Source organism: Nocardia sp. NPDC046763 (genome assembly GCF_040645495.1).
Lineage (GTDB): Bacteria > Actinomycetota > Actinomycetes > Mycobacteriales > Mycobacteriaceae > Nocardia.
The window spans coordinates 400303-417665 of the sequence record NZ_JBEYYI010000006.1 but is presented as its reverse complement, the minus strand read 5'-3'; the positions used below and the strand labels follow the sequence as shown (position 1 = coordinate 417665).

Annotated in this window: 17 protein-coding genes; 14 read left to right on the top strand and 3 right to left on the bottom strand. The window is 68.8% G+C overall.

Annotated elements, in window-relative coordinates:
• From ABZ909_RS13590 to ABZ909_RS13580, 3 genes are all read left to right on the top strand, one after another.
• Nucleotides 1-735 (top strand): divalent metal cation transporter (locus ABZ909_RS13590; protein WP_356998513.1); only part of this gene is annotated, 735 nt, incomplete at its 5' end.
• 194 nt (nt 736-929) lie between these two features.
• The gene (locus ABZ909_RS13585; protein WP_356998511.1) at nt 930-1199 is read left to right on the top strand and encodes a D-alanyl-D-alanine carboxypeptidase; all 270 of its coding nucleotides are present in this window, start codon (nt 930-932) and stop codon (nt 1197-1199) included.
• A 36-nt stretch (nt 1200-1235) separates the two neighbouring features.
• Complete coding sequence (locus tag ABZ909_RS13580) at nt 1236-2834, top strand: GMC family oxidoreductase N-terminal domain-containing protein (RefSeq protein WP_356998510.1); 1599 nt, start codon at nt 1236-1238, stop codon at nt 2832-2834.
• Nucleotides 2835-2888: 54 nt separating this feature from the next.
• Here the strand turns inward: ABZ909_RS13580 and ABZ909_RS13575 are convergent, their stop codons facing one another.
• Nucleotides 2889-3590 (bottom strand): SDR family NAD(P)-dependent oxidoreductase, encoded by a 702-nt coding sequence (locus ABZ909_RS13575; protein WP_356998509.1) that lies wholly within the window; start codon nt 3588-3590, stop codon nt 2889-2891.
• A 136-nt stretch (nt 3591-3726) separates the two neighbouring features.
• On the opposite strand from ABZ909_RS13575, the gene ABZ909_RS13570 reads away from it, so the two are divergent.
• The 6 genes from ABZ909_RS13570 to ABZ909_RS13545 all read left to right on the top strand — a co-directional run bounded on the left by ABZ909_RS13570 (nt 3727) and on the right by ABZ909_RS13545 (nt 9299).
• Nucleotides 3727-4566: a helix-turn-helix transcriptional regulator gene (locus ABZ909_RS13570; protein WP_356998507.1), complete on the top strand. Its 840-nt coding sequence runs from the start codon at nt 3727-3729 to the stop codon at nt 4564-4566.
• Nucleotides 4567-4730: 164 nt separating this feature from the next.
• Nucleotides 4731-4928, top strand: coding sequence for a hypothetical protein (locus ABZ909_RS13565; protein WP_356998506.1), 198 nt, complete (start codon nt 4731-4733; stop codon nt 4926-4928).
• A 101-nt stretch (nt 4929-5029) separates the two neighbouring features.
• Complete coding sequence (locus ABZ909_RS13560) at nt 5030-5881, top strand: alpha/beta hydrolase (RefSeq protein WP_356998505.1); 852 nt, start codon at nt 5030-5032, stop codon at nt 5879-5881.
• Between the two features lie 34 nt (nt 5882-5915).
• On the top strand, nt 5916-6362 hold the full coding sequence (locus ABZ909_RS13555) for a VOC family protein (RefSeq protein ID WP_356998504.1): 447 nt from the start codon (nt 5916-5918) through the stop codon (nt 6360-6362).
• A 22-nt stretch (nt 6363-6384) separates the two neighbouring features.
• Nucleotides 6385-7860 (top strand): NAD(P)/FAD-dependent oxidoreductase, encoded by a 1476-nt coding sequence (locus ABZ909_RS13550; protein ID WP_356998503.1) that lies wholly within the window; start codon nt 6385-6387, stop codon nt 7858-7860.
• Nucleotides 7857-9299, top strand: coding sequence for an aldehyde dehydrogenase (locus ABZ909_RS13545; protein WP_356998501.1), 1443 nt, complete (start codon nt 7857-7859; stop codon nt 9297-9299). The genes ABZ909_RS13550 and ABZ909_RS13545 overlap by 4 nt, the downstream gene beginning before the upstream one ends.
• 102 nt (nt 9300-9401) lie before the next feature.
• On the opposite strand, the gene ABZ909_RS13540 is transcribed toward ABZ909_RS13545, so the two are convergent.
• Together ABZ909_RS13540 and ABZ909_RS13535 are read right to left on the bottom strand one after the other, a co-directional pair.
• A complete protein-coding gene (locus ABZ909_RS13540) occupies nt 9402-10454 on the bottom strand; it encodes an alpha/beta hydrolase (RefSeq protein ID WP_356998499.1) in 1053 nt (350 codons plus the stop codon).
• Nucleotides 10455-10523: 69 nt separating this feature from the next.
• Nucleotides 10524-13238 (bottom strand): AAA family ATPase, encoded by a 2715-nt coding sequence (locus ABZ909_RS13535; RefSeq protein ID WP_356998498.1) that lies wholly within the window; start codon nt 13236-13238, stop codon nt 10524-10526.
• Nucleotides 13239-13367: 129 nt separating this feature from the next.
• On the opposite strand from ABZ909_RS13535, the gene ABZ909_RS13530 reads away from it, so the two are divergent.
• From ABZ909_RS13530 to ABZ909_RS13510, 5 genes are all read left to right on the top strand, one after another.
• Entirely contained in the window at nt 13368-13796 is a 429-nt protein-coding gene (locus tag ABZ909_RS13530; RefSeq protein WP_356998497.1) for a hypothetical protein, read from the top strand.
• Entirely contained in the window at nt 13796-14704 is a 909-nt protein-coding gene (locus ABZ909_RS13525) for an alpha/beta hydrolase (protein WP_356998496.1), read from the top strand. The genes ABZ909_RS13530 and ABZ909_RS13525 overlap by 1 nt, the downstream gene beginning before the upstream one ends.
• 5 nt (nt 14705-14709) lie before the next feature.
• The gene (locus ABZ909_RS13520) at nt 14710-14850 is read left to right on the top strand and encodes a hypothetical protein (RefSeq protein ID WP_356998494.1); all 141 of its coding nucleotides are present in this window, start codon (nt 14710-14712) and stop codon (nt 14848-14850) included.
• A 144-nt stretch (nt 14851-14994) separates the two neighbouring features.
• Nucleotides 14995-16629, top strand: a complete 1635-nt coding sequence (locus ABZ909_RS13515) for an adenylate/guanylate cyclase domain-containing protein (protein ID WP_356998493.1) — start codon at nt 14995-14997, stop codon at nt 16627-16629.
• Nucleotides 16626-17291 carry a Crp/Fnr family transcriptional regulator gene (locus ABZ909_RS13510; RefSeq protein ID WP_356998491.1) on the top strand — a complete coding sequence of 222 codons (666 nt, stop codon included), beginning with the start codon at nt 16626-16628 and terminating at the stop codon, nt 17289-17291. The genes ABZ909_RS13515 and ABZ909_RS13510 overlap by 4 nt, the downstream gene beginning before the upstream one ends.
• Nucleotides 17292-17363 lie beyond the last annotated feature (72 nt).

Genomic DNA, 17363 nt, shown 5'->3' with positions numbered 1-17363 from the left:
CTCATCGGCGCCAACGCCGTCGGGCTGGCCACTACGTATGCCCTCGGCGACACCCTCGGCAAGCGGCACTCGCTGCACTGGAAGATCACCGAGGCGCCGATCTTCTACATCGGCTACGCGGCGCTGCTCGCCGTCGCCGCCGCGGTGTCCTTCAGCCCCGATCACGTGCTCGGCCTGCTGACCCAGGGCGTACAGGCGCTGGCGGGTGTGCTGCTGCCCTCGGCCACAGTGTTCCTGGTCCTGCTCTGCAACGACAAGGCCGTCCTCGGACCTTGGGTGAACACGGTGCGGCAGAACATCGTCGCGGGCGTCATCGTCTGGTCGCTGGTGCTGCTGTCGCTGGCACTGACCGCGGCCACCTTCTTCCCGGACCTGACCACAACCCAGCTGGAAATCGGCTTCGGAATCGGTGTCGGTGTCGGTCTGTTCGGCGGTCTCGGTATCGCGGTTGCCAAGCACCGGGCCGACCGCAGGACGACCGAACAGACCGCGGTCGAGCTCGGCGGCCTGGACCCCGACCAGGTCGAGGAACTCAACTCGACCCCGCTCTCGCGAGCCGAGCGCAAGGCGATTCTGGAGCAGGATCGCGACACTTGGCGCACTCCGGCGCTGGACACCCTCGAACGGCCCGCGTTCTCGCCAGGGCGGATGGCGGGCATGATCGCGCTGCGCGGCTACCTGCTGATCGCAGTGATCCTGGTGGGCGTGAAGATCTTCCAGTCCATCACCGGCTGAACGCGATTCGCTCGGTGCCGTCACCTCCTTACGCGGCGACGGCACCGGGAGCGTGCGGTTTCAAGCCGCGAAGTTCCGAAAGCATACCGATGCGGAAAATCCCCGCTGGCGCGGTCGCGCGCCCAATTCGCTCGTTTCCACTGTGGCGGCTGGGCATCACGGCTGGCCTTCTCGCCTTTGCCGCTCTCCGGGCGGTGCCTCTCGATGCGTCGGCCGCGCCTACGAATTCGGGGCGACCCGCTGGATCACCCGCGGCGCTGGCCGAGCAGATGCAGTCTGCGATCCAGGACGCATCCCCCGGTACCGAGGTCGGCATCGAGGTCGTCGACGCCACTACCGGTGCCGTGATCGCCGACCTCAACGCCGACCAGCAGTTCTACACCGCCTCCGTGGTCAAACCCGAAACGGGTTCCTGGGCGGCCGCTTTCGAGTACTTTCGCAACATGTTCCAGTTTCGCCGGTGATTCGCGGCGAGACCTGTGTGGACAGAAGGGCTGGTCATGGCTGCGACGGACTACATCATCATCGGTTCCGGGAGCGCCGGTGCCATTATTGCCCGCAGGCTGGCCGATACCGGTGCCGCGGTCACGCTGATCGAGGCGGGCGGTCGTGACAACAGCCGGCTGGTGCGCAAGCCCGGCATGATCGGCCCGATGCACAGCGTGCCGCAGCTGAAGAAGCGGATCGACTGGGGCCACTACACCGTCGAGCAGAAGCATGCCCTGGGCCGCACCATCCCGCAGACGCACGGCAAGGTGGTCGGCGGTTCGAGTTCGGTGAACGGCATGGTGTTCGTGCGTGGCAACCGGCGAAACTTCGACGACTGGGCCGGCGAGGGCAACAGCGGCTGGTCGTATCAGGATGTGCTGCCGAGCTTCAAGAAACTCGAGTCGTTCGAGGACGGCGCGAGCCAGTTCCGCGGCGGCTCCGGTCCGATCAAGGTGATCCGGGCGCGCGATCTGACGGCCGCGTCCGAGTCGTTCATGCAGGCGCTGGCCGAAACCGCCGACCTGCCGCGCAACCCCGACTACAACGGCGCTGAGCAGGAAGGCGTCTCGATCCTCCAGCAGAGCAACAGCAACGGGTTGCGCTACAGCACCTCGGTCGGGTACCTCGACGATCGCCCGAAAAACCTTATGGTGCTTCCTGATACGCACGTGGTGCGCATAGTGACCGAGAACGGCCGGGCCACCGGTGTGGAGTACCGGACCGAGCAGGGCATCGAAGTGCTGCGGGCCGAGCGCGAGATCATCGTCAGCGCTGGCACATTCGGCTCCGCGCAGCTGCTCATGCTCTCGGGCATCGGACCGGCCGACCATCTCCGGGCGTTCGGCATCGACGTCGTCGCCGACCTCCCGGTGGGCGACAACCTGCACGACCACCTGTTCGTGCCGATGACCTTCGCCATGCCGACCGCCGTGCGCCGTTCGTCGCCGGGTTATTTCGCCCGGGCGTTTCTGCGAGAGTCGTTGCGCAACAACAGCACCTGGCTGGCGCGCAGCGTGTTCGAAGCCGTCGCGTTCCTGCGTACCCCGCATGCGGCCGGGGCGCCCGATCTGCAACTGCACGTGCTGCCGTGGGGCTATCCCGGCCCCAATCAGGATGCCCCGATCCGTCACACTCCCGATCCGCGCCGGTCACTGACCGTCCTGGTGACGATGATCTACCCGCAGAGCCGGGGCGCGCTGCGACTGACGTCCGCCGACCCCACTGCGGCGCCCGCCATCGACCCCAACTATCTCGCCGAGCAGCGCGACCTGGACACGCTGGTGTACGGCATGGAGCTGACCCGAGAGGTCATGGCCGCCAAGTCGATCAGCGGCGCGGTGGATACCGAGATCTCTCCGGGTCCGCGATACCCCGGCCGCACGGAGTTGGCCGCCGAAGTCCCCAACCGCGCAACCACCGTCTATCACCCCGTCGGCACCTGCCGCATGGGTGTGGACGAGCGCGCGGTCGTGGACCCGACGCTTCGAGTGCGCGGAGTGGACGGACTGCGGGTCGCCGACGCGTCGATCATGCCGAGCATCGTCGGCGGCAATACCAACGCGGCCACCATGATGATCGGCGAACACGCCGCCTCGATCATCCTGGGCTGAGCGCTATCGACGCCTGTTCCGCCAGTGCCGCGAGGCGTCCCTGATCCTCGGTCACTACCAGGGCAGCGTTCCGGAGGCATCGAAATACCCTCCGGTGGGCCCGTTTCGGGGCACCCGGGCCATCCGTACGATGATCTCGGCGCCCTCTTCGACGGTCTGCCTGCCCGCGTGGGCGTTGAGGTCGGTCGCGGTGTATCCGGGCTCCACGGCGTTGATCCGAATATCCGGGAATGCTTTCGCGTATTGCACGGTGATTCTGTTCAGCGCGGTTTTCGATGCGGGATAGGACAATCCGGGATAGGAGTAGGCCTGGGTGTCCGGGGTGGTGCCGCGTGCCATCGAGGCCAAGGAGCTGCTGACATTGACGATGACCGGTGCGGTGGATTGCCGCAGCAGCGGCAGGAACGTGTGCACGACGCGCACGACGCCGAAAACATTGGTGTCGAATACCGTCCGCATCATGTCGGCGGTGACCTCCGCGAGGTCGACCTCACCATTGCCCTCGATATCGATGCCCGCGTTGTTGACCAGGACGTCGAGTCCGCCGTCCGCCTCGATGATCTTCGCCGCCGCGGCGACGGAAGCGTCGTCGGTGACATCCAGCTGGACGGAGCGCGCCCCGATTTCCGCCGCGGCGAGCCGCCCGCGCTCGGCGTCGCGGCTGCCGACATACACCGTGTGCCCCGCCGCGACGAGCTGACGGGCGGTTTCGAAACCCAGCCCCTTGTTGGCGCCGGTAATGAGTGTTGTTGTCATGTCCTCAGATTCGCGCCGCCGGGCGGCATCAGCCAGTCGCCTGATCTTCCTGGGACTGTCGATACCAGGCTGGGACGGTCGATACCGAGCAATACGCCGACGGTGGGCGGATCGGCGAACGGGCAGAATGAATCCCATGGCCACAGCGGAATTCGGAGTAGCGGTGCGGCGCTGGCGCGATCAGGTATCCCCCGACGCCGTGGGGCTGTCGGCGAATGGCGCGCGCCGAGCGCCCGGCCTGCGGCGCGAGGAACTGGCGATGCTGGCCGGTATTTCCGTCGACTACGTCACCCGGCTCGAACAGGGCCGGGCATCCAACCCCTCGCCCCAGGTGGTCGAGGCGCTGGCGCGGGCCTTGCGCTTATCGGCGGACGAGCGTGCGCACCTGTGTCGGCTGGCCGGACTGGTACTGCCCGAGCCCGGAACCGTCCCCACCGCCATCCCGCCCGCCGTACAGCGCATGCTGGATCGGCTGGCCGGCATCCCGGTCGCCGTCTTCGACGCGTCCTGGACATTGTTGCAAGCGAATCCGGCATGCGCGGCACTGCTCGGCGATTCCATGACCTGGCAGGGCAACGAACGCAACCGGGTGTGGCGGCATTTCATCGGCCCCGGCTCCATCGGCCGCTACGCACCGGACACCCTCGAATCCCTCGAAACCGCCCTGGTATCCGACCTGCGCGCCGCCGAGGCCCGCTACCCCGCCGACCAGCGCCTACGCCGCCTCATCGCTGATCTGCGCACCTACAGCCCCCGCTTCGCCACACTCTGGGAGTCCGGCGCCGTCGCCGGCTACGACATCACGGACAAGACCATCGACCACCCGACAGTAGGCGCCCTGACCCTGGACTGCGCCGTCCTCACGGTGGCGGGCTGCGACCTGCGAATCATGATCGACACCGCCGAGCCCGGCAGCGCAGACGCCGAACGCCTTTCCATGCTCACCGCCCTCGGAGCCCGAACCGCCATCGGCTGATCAGTCGGGTCCGACGGCGTCGGACTACGTCACCCGAACTCGGCCTGACCGACAGCGATTACGTCATCCGACGCTCGCGGCGGCATTCCCGCGAAACCTATCTTCCTCGACGCGGACGCTCGCGCCCGCGATTCACGGCTCGCGAAGAGGAAGAGATCCAACTGATGACAGCCACATTCCAGCTGGGCGGCGACCTGACGGTACGCCGAATCGGTTACGGCGCCACGCGATTGACCGGCCCGCAGGTGCCCGGCTTCTCGAACGACATGCACGACCTCGCTGTCCACCTCGCGGAGAACGTTGCCACGGGAGACCTGCGGCTCTCCGACGACCAGTTCCGGCGGCTCTCGACCGCCGGGTGACGACTACGTCATGGTCGGCGTCAGCCGACTGATGTGGCGGTGCGGGAGCGGAAACCAGAGTGGAAGCCGCACAACGTGCTTCACCTCGAAAGGACAATGACATGGTCGACATTCGACACCCCCGGATGCGGCACGCGGGCCGGGCGATCGTGGCGGTCACGGCTGCGGTCGCCGCCGGTAGCCTCGCCGTCGCGTGCACCGCGAGCACCACCACTCATGCCGGGCCGACCGAGGACGCGCCGAAGCCGACCATCGTGCTGGTGCACGGCGCGTTCGCGGACGGATCGAGCTGGAACGATGTCATCGACCAACTCCGCAAGGACCACTATCCGGTTGTCGCGGCGGCCGATCCGCTGCGCGGGCCCGCCGCCGACGCCATCACCCTGCGGGGGCTGATCAGCCACGTCAACGGACCCGTTGTGCTGGTCGGGCACTCCTACGGCGGATCGGTCATCAGCGCCGCCGCGGCCGGCAGCGATCAGGTCAAAGCGCTGGTGTACGTGGCGGCGTTCCTCCCCGCACCCGGCGAGACCGCGCTGGAGCTGACCAACAAGTTCCCCGGGTCCACCCTGCCCGGCACGCTCGACCCGGTCCCGTTCACCAACCCCGACGGCAGCACTGGCACCGACCTGTACATCCAGCAGGCCAAGTTCCACGACCAGTTCGCCGCCGACGTCCCCGCGGACCGCGCCGCCCTGGCCGCCGCCGCCCAGCGGCCGATTCTGCAGGCCGCGCTCGAGGAGAAGGCCACCGTCGCCGCCTGGACCGAAAAGCCCAGCTGGGACGTGATCACCACCCAGGACCTCAACATCCCCGTTGCGGCACAGCGGTTCATGGCCGAGCGGGCGCACGCGCAGGTCACCGAGATCGCCGCCTCGCACTCGGTCGCCGTCTCGCATCCCGACAAGGTGGCCGACGTGATCGAGCAGGCGGCCAAGAACTCCGCCCACTGACGACCGCGAAAGACATTCGAGGAGAACACGAATCATGGACATGAAACTGGAAGTCGTCGTCCTGCCCGTCGCCGACGTCGACCGCGCCAAGGCGTTCTACACCGAGCGGCTCGGCTTCCGTCTCGACGCCGATTTCCCTGTGGACGACGGCTATCGCGTGGTACAGGTCACCCCGCCCGGCTCGGAGTGCTCGATCATCTTCGGCACCGGCGTCACCTCGGCCGCGCCCGGATCCGTCCGGGGTCTGCATCTGATCGTCACCGATATCGAGAACGCCGTCGCGGAGTTGACCGAACGCGGGATTGCCGTGGACGGACCGTTCCGGGACGCGACCGGCGTGTTCCACCATGCTGGAACCGAAAGCCAGGTCACTGGCGCCGACCCACAGCGACGCAGCTACGGATCGTTCGCCGCGTTCACCGATCCGGACGGCAACGATTGGTTCCTGCAGGAAATCACGCAGCGCGCACCCGGCCGCTGACTTGGCCATCGAAGGGAAGCTTATGTCCGACAAGGAAGTTCGTACTTACGACGTCGTGGTTGTCGGGGCCGGGCCGGTCGGTGAGAATGTCGCCGACCGCACCCGCGCCGCCGGGTTGAGCACCGTGATCGTCGAATCCGAACTGGTGGGCGGCGAATGCTCGTACTGGGCTTGCGAACCCAGCAAGGCGCTGCTGCGCCCCGCGCTGCTCTACCGCGAGGCCGCCCGCTTCCCCGGTGTGGGGGAGGCGGTCACCGGGCCGCTCGACGCGGCCGCGGTGTTGAAGCATCGCGACCGGATGGTGGCCGACTGGGACGACCGGGGCCAGGTCGACTGGCTCGCCTCGGTCGATGTCGAACTCATCCGCGGCCACGGCCGACTCGAGGGACCCCGGCGGGTGACGGTCGAGACGCCCGAGGGCGAGACCGTACGGCTCGCCGCCCGGTATGCGGTGGCCGTGTGCACCGGCACCTCCGCCGCCCTGCCACCACTGCCGGGCCTGGATGCCGTGCGGCCGTGGACGAGTCGCGAAGCCACCAGCGCCCGGGAGGTGCCGGACCGGCTCGCCATTCTCGGAGCCGGAGTCGTCGCCACCGAAATGGCCGCGGCCTGGCAGGCATTGGGCGCGCGGGTCACCCTCATCGCCCGCGAGTCCCGGCTATTGGGCAGAGTCGAAGCCTTCGCCGCGGATCTGGTCGCCGAGCGGCTCCTGGAAGCCGGAGTGGACCTGCGGTTCGGCACCACCATCACCGCCGCCGAACGGGCGGGCGGACCCGACGACAGCATCCACCTCACCCTCGCCGACGGCACCCGGCTGGTCGCCGACGAACTCTTGCTCGCGACCGGCCGCGCACCCCGGACCGACGACATCGGCCTCGACACGATCGGCCTGACACCCGGCCAGTGGCTCGCCACCGACGACACCTTCACCGTGACCGCGGTCGAGGGGGAATGGTTGTACGCGGTCGGGGACGTGAATCACCGTGCGCTGCTCACCCATCAGGGCAAATATCAGGCCCGCATCGCCGGGACGGTCATCGCCGCCCGGGCACGCGGGCTGGCGCTGGACACCGGACGCTGGGGCCGCCACGCCGGCACCGCCGACCTCGAAGCAGTGCCGCAGGTCGTATTCACCGATCCGGAGATCGCGGCGGTGGGCCTCACCACCGACGACGCCGCGCGCGCCGGGCGCGACGTGGACGTGGTCGACTACGACATCGGCCGGGTCGCCGGTGCGATCCAGCACGATCCCGGCTATCGGGGACGGGCACGAGTCCTGATCGACCCGCAACGCCGGGTCGTCGTCGGCGCGACCTTCGCCGGGCCGGGCGTCGCCGAACTGCTGCACTCCGCCACCATCGCCATCGTCGGCGAGGTCCCTCTCGACCGGCTCTGGCATGCGGTGCCGTCGTTCCCCACCATCAGCGAAGTCTGGCTCCGGCTGCTGGAAACCTATCGCGACCAACAGAATTCGCCGACCTCAGGAGAAGCCAGATGATCACCTACGATCGGCTCTACGTCGGCGGTTCGTGGACCGAACCCAGCGAACCCGCACTGCTGGAGATCCTCTCGCCGCACGATCGATCGGTCATCGGCCGTGCGGCGCAGGCGCAACCCGCCGATGTGGACCGCGCGGTGGCGGCGGCGCACGCGGCCTTCGAGAGCCGGGTCTGGCGCGACACCCCGCCCGCCGAGCGAATCGCGGCGCTGCGACGGTTCAACAAGCTGCGCGAGGAGCAGGCGGACCGGATCGCCGAGCTCATCACCGACGAAAACGGTTCCGCCGCATGGTTCACCAAGGCCGGCCAGGCCGGTCTGACCCGGCAGGCGAATGCCTACCTCGCGGCCGCCGAGCATTTCGACTGGGAGCACACCCTCACACCGTCGGACCCGGATGCCGGTGTGCGCAGCATGGTCCGGCGCGAGCCGGTCGGCGTGGTGGCGGCGGTGATCCCGTGGAATTCGCCTTTCTCCTCGGCGACGTCGAAGATCCTGCCCGCCCTGCTCGCCGGAAATTCGGTGGTGCTGAAGGTGTCTCCGGAGAACTCACTGAGCATGGGTCTGCTGGCCGAGCTGGTGGATCGAATCGGCTTGCCGGAAGGCGTGATCAGCGTGCTGCCCGCGGATCGGGAAACGAGCGAGTACCTGATCTCCCATCCGCGGGTGGACAAGATCGCGTTCACCGGCTCGACCGGGGCCGGTCGCCGGATCGCGTCCATCGCCGGCACCCAGCTCAAACGGGTGAGTCTCGAACTGGGCGGCAAATCGGCGGCGGTGATCCTGCCCGATGCGGATCTGACAGCGGTGGTGAACGGCCTGAAATTCGGTTCGCTGCTGAACAATGGAGAGTCCTGTATCGCCCAGACGCGGATCCTGGCCCCGCGCGCCCGCTACGAGGAGGTGGTCGCGGCGCTGACGGCGCTGGTCGAGTCCCTGCCGGTCGGGGATCCGCGCGACCCGCAAACCTTCATCGGGCCCATGGTTCGCGGCGATCAGCAACAGCGGGTCCGTGACTACATCGAGGTCGGAATTGCCGAAGGCGCGCGTCTGGTGTGCGGCGGTCCGCAGGTCCCGCCCGGCCTGCAGGACGGTTTCTATGTCACGCCAACCGTTTTCGCCGACGTGACACCGGCCATGCGCATCGCCCGTGAGGAAATCTTCGGCCCGGTCCTGGTCGTGCTCGCCTACGACGATATCGACGACGCGGTGCGCATCGCCAACGACTCCGATTACGGACTCTCCGGTGGCGTCTGGTCGGCGGACGAGGCCGCGGCGCTGGCCGTTGCCCGCCGCATCCGGACCGGAACGGTCACCATCAACGGTGCGCCGATCGGATTCGACGGCCCCTTCGGCGGATTCAAGACCAGCGGCATCGGCCGCGAGTACGGCGTCGTCGGTTTGGGTCAGTACACCGAGTATCAGACGATCACCGTCTGACGCCTCTTCGAAGGCGGCCGTGCGTGCGATCGAGTCCGGCGAGACCGGACGACGAACCGCCGGGCCCAGCGGTGGCGGCCGGGCCCGGCGGCTGACGGAATGTCAGAGGTGGTCGGCGTCGATGATCGCCTGCGCGAACGGGTGCGGCGCCTCCTGCGGGACGTTGTGCCCGATGCCGTCGAGGACACGGTGCTCATGTTTGCCGGTGTACTTGGCGGCGTAGGGCTTTCCGTCCTTGGCTGCGCCGTCGAAGTCGCTGCCGAGGGTGATGGCGGGGACGGTGATGGCCGGTCCGGTGGCGAGCTGCTGTTCGTAGGCGTCGTATTGCGGCTCGCCCGGCGCCAGGCTCAAGCGCCACCGGTAGTTGGTGATGACGATGTCGACGTGGTCGGGGTTGTCGAAGGCGGCCGCGGTGCGGTCGTAGGTGGCGTCGTCGAAGTTCCAGGCCGGGGACGCGCGCTTCCAGATCAGCTTGTTGAAGTCGTGCCGATTGCGGGCGTAGCCGAGGCGTCCGCGTTCGGTGGCGAAGTAGTACTGGTACCACCAGCCGAGTTCGGCCTCCGGCGGCAGCGGCTGCTGCTGTGCCGCCTGCTGGGTGACGATGTACCCGCTCACCGCGACCATCGCCTTGACGCGCTGCGGCCACAGCGCGGCGATGATGTCGGCCGTGCGTGCGCCCCAATCGAATCCGCCGAGCACGGCCTTGTCGATGTGCAGCGCGTCCATGAAGTCGACGATGTCGCGCGCGATCGCCGACTGCTGGCCGTTGCGGACGGTCTGCGCGGACCGGAAGGTGGTCGGGCCGTAACCGCGCAGGAACGGGACGAGGACCCGGTATCCGGCCGCCGCCAGCAGCGGCCCGACATCGGCGTAGCTGTAGGCGTCGTAGGGCCAGCCGTGCAACAGGATCACGGGCTGCCCTGTGCTGGGCCCGAATTCCGCGTAGCCGACGCTGAGGACGCCGGCGTCGATCTGCTTGATCGGTCCCAGTGTCGTATTCGCGCCCGAGCCTTTCCGCAGATCCGCACCGACCGGAGTCGCGGTCGCCTGCGTGGTCGTGGAATCCGTGGCGCAGGCGCTCAGCGAGGCCGCGGCCAGGCTCGCCGCGCCCGCTGCGAGCGCACCACCGAAAAGTCGTCGTCTGCTGATGTTCATGTCATCAGACGCTAGGAACCGGACGGCCGGTGTCGCGAGCGTCGAATGACGTAATCGGTGTCGGTTGGGCTACCGCACCGGCTCGTCCTCGGTCGGCAGGAGCGTCGCGAGGTCCCCGCGCGAACTGATCCCGAGCTTCGGGAAGATGCGATGCAGGTGGGTGCTGACCGTCCGGTGCGACAGGTACAGCCGCTGTCCGATCTCCCGATTGGTCAGCCCCTGCGCCGCCAGCTGCGCGATGCTGAGTTCGTGCGGGGTGAGCCGCTCGCGGGCGTCCGGATCGCGGTTCGGGCTCGATTCGCCCGCACTGCGCAGTTCCAGGCGGGCCCGCTCGCTCCACGCCGTGAAGCCGAGGGCGTCGAAAGTCTCTCGGGCCGTGCGCAAATGGGTGCGCGATTCGACCACCCGCCGCTGCCGCCGCAGCCACTCGCCATAGGCGAGATGGAGGCGGCCGCGTTCGGCGGGCCACCCGGTCAGATCCGCCTCCAGCGCGGCGGCGAACAGCTTGCCGGCCGAATCACCGGCGAGAACCGCTCGGGCGTACCGCATTCCGATGTGCAGGGCGGGCGACGACGTGGACGCCGCCACCGGTTCCAGTCCGCGCAGCAGCTCCGCCGCAGCGTCGGTCTGCCCGGCCCGGACCGCTGCCTCGGCGAGCTCGGTGAGAAAGCACGCGCGCAGCGCCAGCGAATACGACGGATCGCGCGGATCGTGGATGCGGGCCAGATCGGTGAAGGCGTCGTCGAATCGGCCCTCACCGAGCGCGATCAGCCCCCGGGTGAGCTGCACGGTGGCCAGCACGGGCCGTGCGCCGGCGGCCAGTCCGGTCCGTTCGGCGTCCGCCGTGAGCTCGGCGGCCTGCGGATACTCCCCACGCAGAGCGGCGATTTCGGCCTGTACCGCGACGACCACCGCATGCATGAAGGGCGCGCCGGTCTCGCGGGCGAAGGCCGCGGCCTCGGCCGCGATGGGCGCGGCGGCGGCGAGGTCGCCGAGCCGGGCCAGGCTCCAGGCCTGGATCGCGAGGGCCCGGGTCAGCAGCCCCAGGCGTCCGGCGGAACGGAATCCGGGTGCGGCGGCGCCGGCGAACTGCGCCGCGAGGTCGAAAGCGCCGACCTGGTAGGCCGCGCTACTGAGGAAGTGATCGACCTCCGGATCGCGGCCCGTGGTCGCGGCCAGCGCCCGCAGGTGGCGCAGCACCTGTTCGCCGCGGTCGAACGGGGCCACGATCGAGTCGATCGCCAGCTTGCGCGGGTCACCGTCGGGAATGCCGAAGGTGTCGGCGACCGCGAGGACCGCGCGCCGGGTCTCGGGCCCAGGTTCGGACCAGAAGCACCGCATGGCCGCACCCCACAGGATCCGCAGCGCGGGATCCGGATACCCGTCGTCGGCGACGGAGGCCGCGAGTGCGGCCAGTTCGCCTATGCGCGAGGGACTTTCGCGCATTCCGTCCTCGAATCCGCTCAGCAGCCACTTCGCGGTGGCCTCCTGCGCGGGGGTGAGGGGGAGGGTGCGCGCGGCGTCGACCAGTCGTTCGGTCGTGTCGGGGTGACCGGAGTCGACGGCCAGTTCGGCCGCACGCAGCAGGCGATCCGCGCGCCGGCCGGGGGTGGCGCTGAGCGTGGCGGCACGTTCCAGTGCCGCGACCGCGCCGCCGCGGTGCCGGGACCGTTCGGCGGCGTCCTCGAGCGCCGCCGCCACCTCCTCATCGGCTCCGGCGGTGCCCGCCGCCCGATGCCACACCTGGCGATCCGGAGACCCGGTGAGCAGGTCGGCGAGCGCCAGGTGGGCGCGGCGGCGCTCCTCGGCCGTCGCCGCCGCCACGAGGGCCGAGCGGACCAGCGGATGGCGGAAGGTCACTGTGCCGGAACCGATGTCGATCAACCGGGCCGCGACCGCGGGGGCGAGAATGTCGGTCCCCACCTCGGATCCGAGGAGAATCCCTGCGGCAGCGAGTGTTTCGGTGACCGAATCGCCGTCGTCGAGCGCCGCGACGAGCAAGGTCGATCGAGTGCGCTCGGGCAGTGTCGCACTGCGCGCCGAGAACGCTCGTTCGAGGCGCTCGGTCAAGGGGAGGGTCGGCACCGGCTCGGCGAGATCCCCGACGGCCGTGGGCAGTTCGGTCAGGGCGAGCGGGTTGCCGTGCGCCTCGGCGAGCACCCGGCGGCGGACCTGGGCGGTCAGCTCCGGTGCGGTGCTGTCGAGCACGGCGTTCGCGTCCGCATCGGACAGTGGGGCGAGCCGCATGGCGGTCAGCTCCGCCTCGCGGAGCGGTGAGTTCGTGCCGCCTCGCACGGTCGCGACCATGGCGACGGGTTCGGAGTCGATGCGGCGCGCGACGAAGGCGAGGATCTCGGCGCTGGCTGGATCGAGCCAGTGCACGTCCTCGGCGACGACCAGCAGCGGCCGTTCGACCGCCAGATCGGCCAGCAGCGTCAGGGCGGCGAGGCCCACCAGGTGCGGGCTCGGCTCACCGACGGCATCCGACATGCCCAACGCGGTCGTCAGCGACTCGAACTGGCGCGCCGGCAGGGTATCGAACGCGCGGCGCAGCGGGTACAGCAGCCGGTGCAGCCCGGCGTAGTCGAGGCCGTGTTCGGCTTCCACACCCGCGGTCCGCAGCACCCGCAGCCCCGCGGCGGCCGCCATGGCGACCGTCTCCTCGACGAGCGACGACTTGCCGATCCCGGGTTCCCCCTCGATCAGGATGCCGCTCCGGTCGCCGGGGCCGTCCACGAGTGCGGCCAGGACCTTCAGCTCGGTGTCTCGTCCGACCATCGGCATGGGTGGTGCTCTCCTCCCGGACCCGTGACGACGTACGGGACCGGCCGCGACCTTACCGAAACAGGATTACGTCACCTCAACGTCAACTGACAGATTCGGCCGCCCGCCCGCGGCGGCGAAGGTTCTTCCATGGCTACGGTACGTTTTCATCTCTTGTCCACACTGACTCCCGCCGAGGTCGTGCGGGTGCTCACCGACTTCGGACCCACCCGCACCGAGGTGTGGCCGAGCATCGACGCCGAGCATTTCGTCGTCCACGATCGCGGCGAGACCTGGGCCGAGGTCACCGAAGGCACGGCCGCCGCCTGGGAACGCGCCCGCTACCAATGGGATCCGGACGGCGACACCGTCACCGTCACCACCCTGGATTCCAAGCTCTTCGGCGCGGGCGGCGGCTGGGTCTTCCGGGCCACGCCGGAATCGGGCGGCACCCGGGTCGATGTCGAACTGACCCGGACTCCGCAGGCCTTCAAGGGCAAGCTGCTGGCGGCGCTGCTGCCGCTGGTCGGCCCGTCCTCGCTGCGCAAGTCGTTCGCCGGCCCGCTGCGGGCAGCGTGATGTCCGCGCCGCACTCGATCCGCGGCACCGGCCGACTCGCACCCGGCGTCCACACCGTCGATTCCGACGGCATCACCCAGCGGTATCACGTGTACGGGAGTGGGCCCGTCTGCGTCGCCCATCCCGGCGGCCCCGGGATCTTCTGGGAGTACCTGCGCATGCCCGCTCTCGAGGAACACCTGACCATGGTGTACGTCGAGGCGCTCGGCACCGGCGAATCCGGCCGCCTGCCCTCCCATCCGCACGGCTACACCCGCGAGCGGTACAGCCTTGCGCTGCAACGACTGATCGACCACCTGGACGTGCCCGAGGTGTATCTGCTCGGGCACTCGCACGGGGCGTTCGTCGCCGCCTATCACGCGATCCACCGGCCGGACGGGGTCGCGGGTGTCGTCCTGTACGAGGGCGCACCGGTCACCGGGCCCGAACACGGGGCCGAGGCCGGACGCCGCCTTCAGGAGTTCGCCGCCGCGCACGCGGACCGGCCGGAACTGCACGAGGTGCTCGCGGCCTTCGAGGCGATGCGGGCCATTTCGAGCGACGAACAGACCCTCGCGGTCGCGCGCGGCATCCTGCCGTCCTATTTCGCCGACTACTGGGGCGACGAACAGCGGTGGGCCGCCTTCCGGGAAGGGCTGCGGGCCACCTACATCTCGGGACTGGACGCGGACCTGACTCCCGACCTCGTCGACGATCGCACCGATCTGCCGAACCTGACCGTCCCCGCCCTGGTCGTCGTGGGCCGCCACGATGTCATCTGCGGACCGCGCTGGGGACTGGAACTGCACGAACTGATGCCCAATTCGCGACTGGTCGTCCTGGAACACAGCGGGCACATGGGGCATCTGGAGGAACCCCAGCGGTTCGAGCACGCGGTCCGGGAATTCGTCTTCTCACCCAAGGAGTAATCGATATGTCCCCGTTTCGTGTATTCCGCTGGGGCGAGCAGGTCAGTGCGGCAACGGTTTTCGCGGGTCCGGCGGCGCTGTGGAACTGGGCCGAGCTCGCGGTACTGCACGGGCGGGGACCCACCGTACGGGACCTCATCGGCTAGCGAGCCCACCGCTTTCGTTCATGGCGGTGCGGCCGCCGTTCTGGGCGTATTAGGTGTTTGGGCAACGATATCCGGTGCGGCTCAACCCGGCACCGGGTGCTTCCGTCGTCCGGACGCCGAGTGTGGCTGCCGTAGGGTGCAGTAATGCCGAGATTGAGGGCCCTGACCTGGGCGGCGGCGATAAGCCTTCCCGCACTGGGGCTTTGGTTGTTGCTGTCGCATCCGATGTTCGACGCTCACTACGAGCATCATCCGCAGCACTTCTGGTTGGTGCTGGCCGCGGCGACGATGGCGATGGCGATGGGCGTGCTGCTGTTCCGGGCCGCGCGCAGCCGCCGTGATGTGCGACTGATTCTGGTGTCCTTGATGTTTCAGTTCGCGGCGGGTTTTCTGGGACTGCACGCGATAGCCACCCCGGGCGTCATCCTCCGGACGCCGAATGCCGGATTCGTCTATGCCGTGCCAGTCGGGCTGACCTTGGGCGGGTTCGCGGCCGTGGCCTCCGCGATCGAATACGGGCCGGTCGCCGCGGCCCGGTTGAACCGGCTGGCGTGGCTGCTGTCGGCGTTGCCGGTCCTGACCCTGATGGTGTGGGGGATCTTCTCCCTCACCGGGCTGCCGCCGCTGGACGGGGTTCCCAGCGCCACCGAGACCACGCAGCCGCTGGTGGTGTTCGGGTATGCGGGTTCACTGTCGTATCTGATCGCGGCGGTCGTGTATGCGCGCCAGTTCTTTCGCCGTCGGGGCACGCTGCTGCTCACCGTGCTGAGCGCGTTCGTGTTGCTGATCGAGGCATTGCTGGCGGTCGGTTACGGGCGTAGCTGGCAGGCGTCCTGGTGGGAATGGCATGTGCTGATGCTGGTGGCCTTCGCGCTGATCGCGGTGACCAGTCATGTGCAGTTCCGACGGGAGGGGTCGTCGCTGGGACTGTTCGACAGTGTCACGTTGAACCAGACCATGATCGCGCTCGAGCGCGACTACGCGCGGGCGTTGACCGAGATGGTGGAGGTGCTGCGGGAGCGCGCCGCGGGCGGGGTGCCGGCGGATCAGCCGCTCGGCCCGGCCGGCGTCGAACTGTCGAAACGTTTCGCCCTCACCGAACGTCAGCTTGTCGTGCTGGAACAGAATGCCCGCTTGTATCGGCAATTGGACGAGCTGTTCCGCTCATACATGTCGCCCCAGGTCGCAACCGCTCTACTCGCCAACCCCGCGCAGGCCGATCTGGGCGGACGGATCGCGGAAGTCAGTGTGCTGATGGCCGATCTGAGCGGGTTCACGCCGTTCGCCGAGCGCACCGATCCGGCGCTGGTGGTGCATATGCTGAACACCTATTACGGCGCGATCGTGCCGGTGATTCTGAATGAGGGTGGCGTGGTGGTGCAGTTCGTCGGGGACGCGGTGATGGCGGTCTTCAATGTGCCTGTGCCGCAACCGGATCACGCGCTGCGTGCGGCGCGCGCCGGCCTGCTGTTGCAGCGGTCGGTGGCTCGGATCGCGGCCGAGCAACCGGGCTGGCCACGATTCCGGGTCGGGATCAACACCGGTCCGGCCTTGGTGGGCAATATCGGTGCGGCGCAGATGCGCAACTACACCGCTATCGGTGACACCACCAACCTGGCCGCCCGGCTGCAAACTGTGGCGCACCCGGGTGATGTGGTGATCGGACCGCTCACCCGGGCTCAGCTGGGCGATCGGGTGGCGGTCGCGCCGCTGCGCGCACTCGTCGTCAAGGGTCGCCGCGAACCGGTGAACTGTTTTGTCCTGCAAGGACTGTCGTGAGCACCGAATTCGCGCTGCTGCGCGGTCTGGAGCCGGAGGAACGCCGACGGGTTCTCGCCTCGTGCGTCCCGCGCCGATTCAAACGCCGCGAAATCCTCTGCCACGAGGGCGATCCCGGCGACTGCCTGCATCTGGTCAAATCCGGACTGCTGCTGATCCGGGTGGCGACTCCGCTCGGCCATACCGCGACCCTGACCATGATCGGCCCCGGCGATTCGTTCGGCGAGCTGGCGCTGCTCGGTCCCGACGCCATCCGGACCGCGACGGTGGAGGCCGCACAGAACGCCGAGACACTCACGCTGAGCCGGGCCCGGTTCGAGATGCTGCGCGGCGCCAATCCCGGAATCGACCGCATGCTGACCGCCACCCTGGTCGAGCAGGTCAAACGATTGTCGGCCACGGTGCTCGAGGCGCTGTATCTGCCGGTCGAGACCCGGGTGGTGCGTCGTCTGGACAACCTCGGCCGGATCTACGGCGCGCAGACGCCCATCGCCGAAATCCGGCTCACCCAAGAGGATCTGGCGTCGATGGCGGGCACCACCCGGGTGACTGCCAATCGAGTGCTGCGGGATCTGGAACAGCGCGGCATCGTGGCCCTGCGTCGTGGGCGGATCATCGTCATCGATCGCGCGAAACTGGCGGCCGCCGCCGCCATACCGTGACACCGGCCTGCCGGCGGTGTGTAAGCGCGGATACATATCTACTGTCACCGCCGTGGCAGAACGCCGCGGCGA

Bases quoted from the DNA above. Each gene is read 5' to 3' on its own strand.
- ABZ909_RS13525 (WP_356998496.1), top strand. From the start codon at position 13,796: ATGTCCGCGCCGCACTCGATCCGCGGCACCGGCCGACTCGCACCCGGC.
- ABZ909_RS13570 (WP_356998507.1), top strand. From the start codon at position 3,727: ATGGCCACAGCGGAATTCGGAGTAGCGGTGCGGCGCTGGCGCGATCAG.
- ABZ909_RS13555 (WP_356998504.1), top strand. From the start codon at position 5,916: ATGGACATGAAACTGGAAGTCGTCGTCCTGCCCGTCGCCGACGTCGAC.
- ABZ909_RS13530 (WP_356998497.1), top strand. From the start codon at position 13,368: ATGGCTACGGTACGTTTTCATCTCTTGTCCACACTGACTCCCGCCGAG.
- ABZ909_RS13550 (WP_356998503.1), top strand. From the start codon at position 6,385: ATGTCCGACAAGGAAGTTCGTACTTACGACGTCGTGGTTGTCGGGGCC.
- ABZ909_RS13515 (WP_356998493.1), top strand. From the start codon at position 14,995: ATGCCGAGATTGAGGGCCCTGACCTGGGCGGCGGCGATAAGCCTTCCC.
- ABZ909_RS13565 (WP_356998506.1), top strand. From the start codon at position 4,731: ATGACAGCCACATTCCAGCTGGGCGGCGACCTGACGGTACGCCGAATC.
- ABZ909_RS13560 (WP_356998505.1), top strand. From the start codon at position 5,030: ATGGTCGACATTCGACACCCCCGGATGCGGCACGCGGGCCGGGCGATC.
- ABZ909_RS13575 (WP_356998509.1), bottom strand. From the start codon at position 3,590: ATGACAACAACACTCATTACCGGCGCCAACAAGGGGCTGGGTTTCGAA.
- ABZ909_RS13520 (WP_356998494.1), top strand. From the start codon at position 14,710: ATGTCCCCGTTTCGTGTATTCCGCTGGGGCGAGCAGGTCAGTGCGGCA.
- ABZ909_RS13545 (WP_356998501.1), top strand. From the start codon at position 7,857: ATGATCACCTACGATCGGCTCTACGTCGGCGGTTCGTGGACCGAACCC.
- ABZ909_RS13580 (WP_356998510.1), top strand. From the start codon at position 1,236: ATGGCTGCGACGGACTACATCATCATCGGTTCCGGGAGCGCCGGTGCC.
- ABZ909_RS13535 (WP_356998498.1), bottom strand. From the start codon at position 13,238: ATGCCGATGGTCGGACGAGACACCGAGCTGAAGGTCCTGGCCGCACTC.
- ABZ909_RS13540 (WP_356998499.1), bottom strand. From the start codon at position 10,454: ATGAACATCAGCAGACGACGACTTTTCGGTGGTGCGCTCGCAGCGGGC.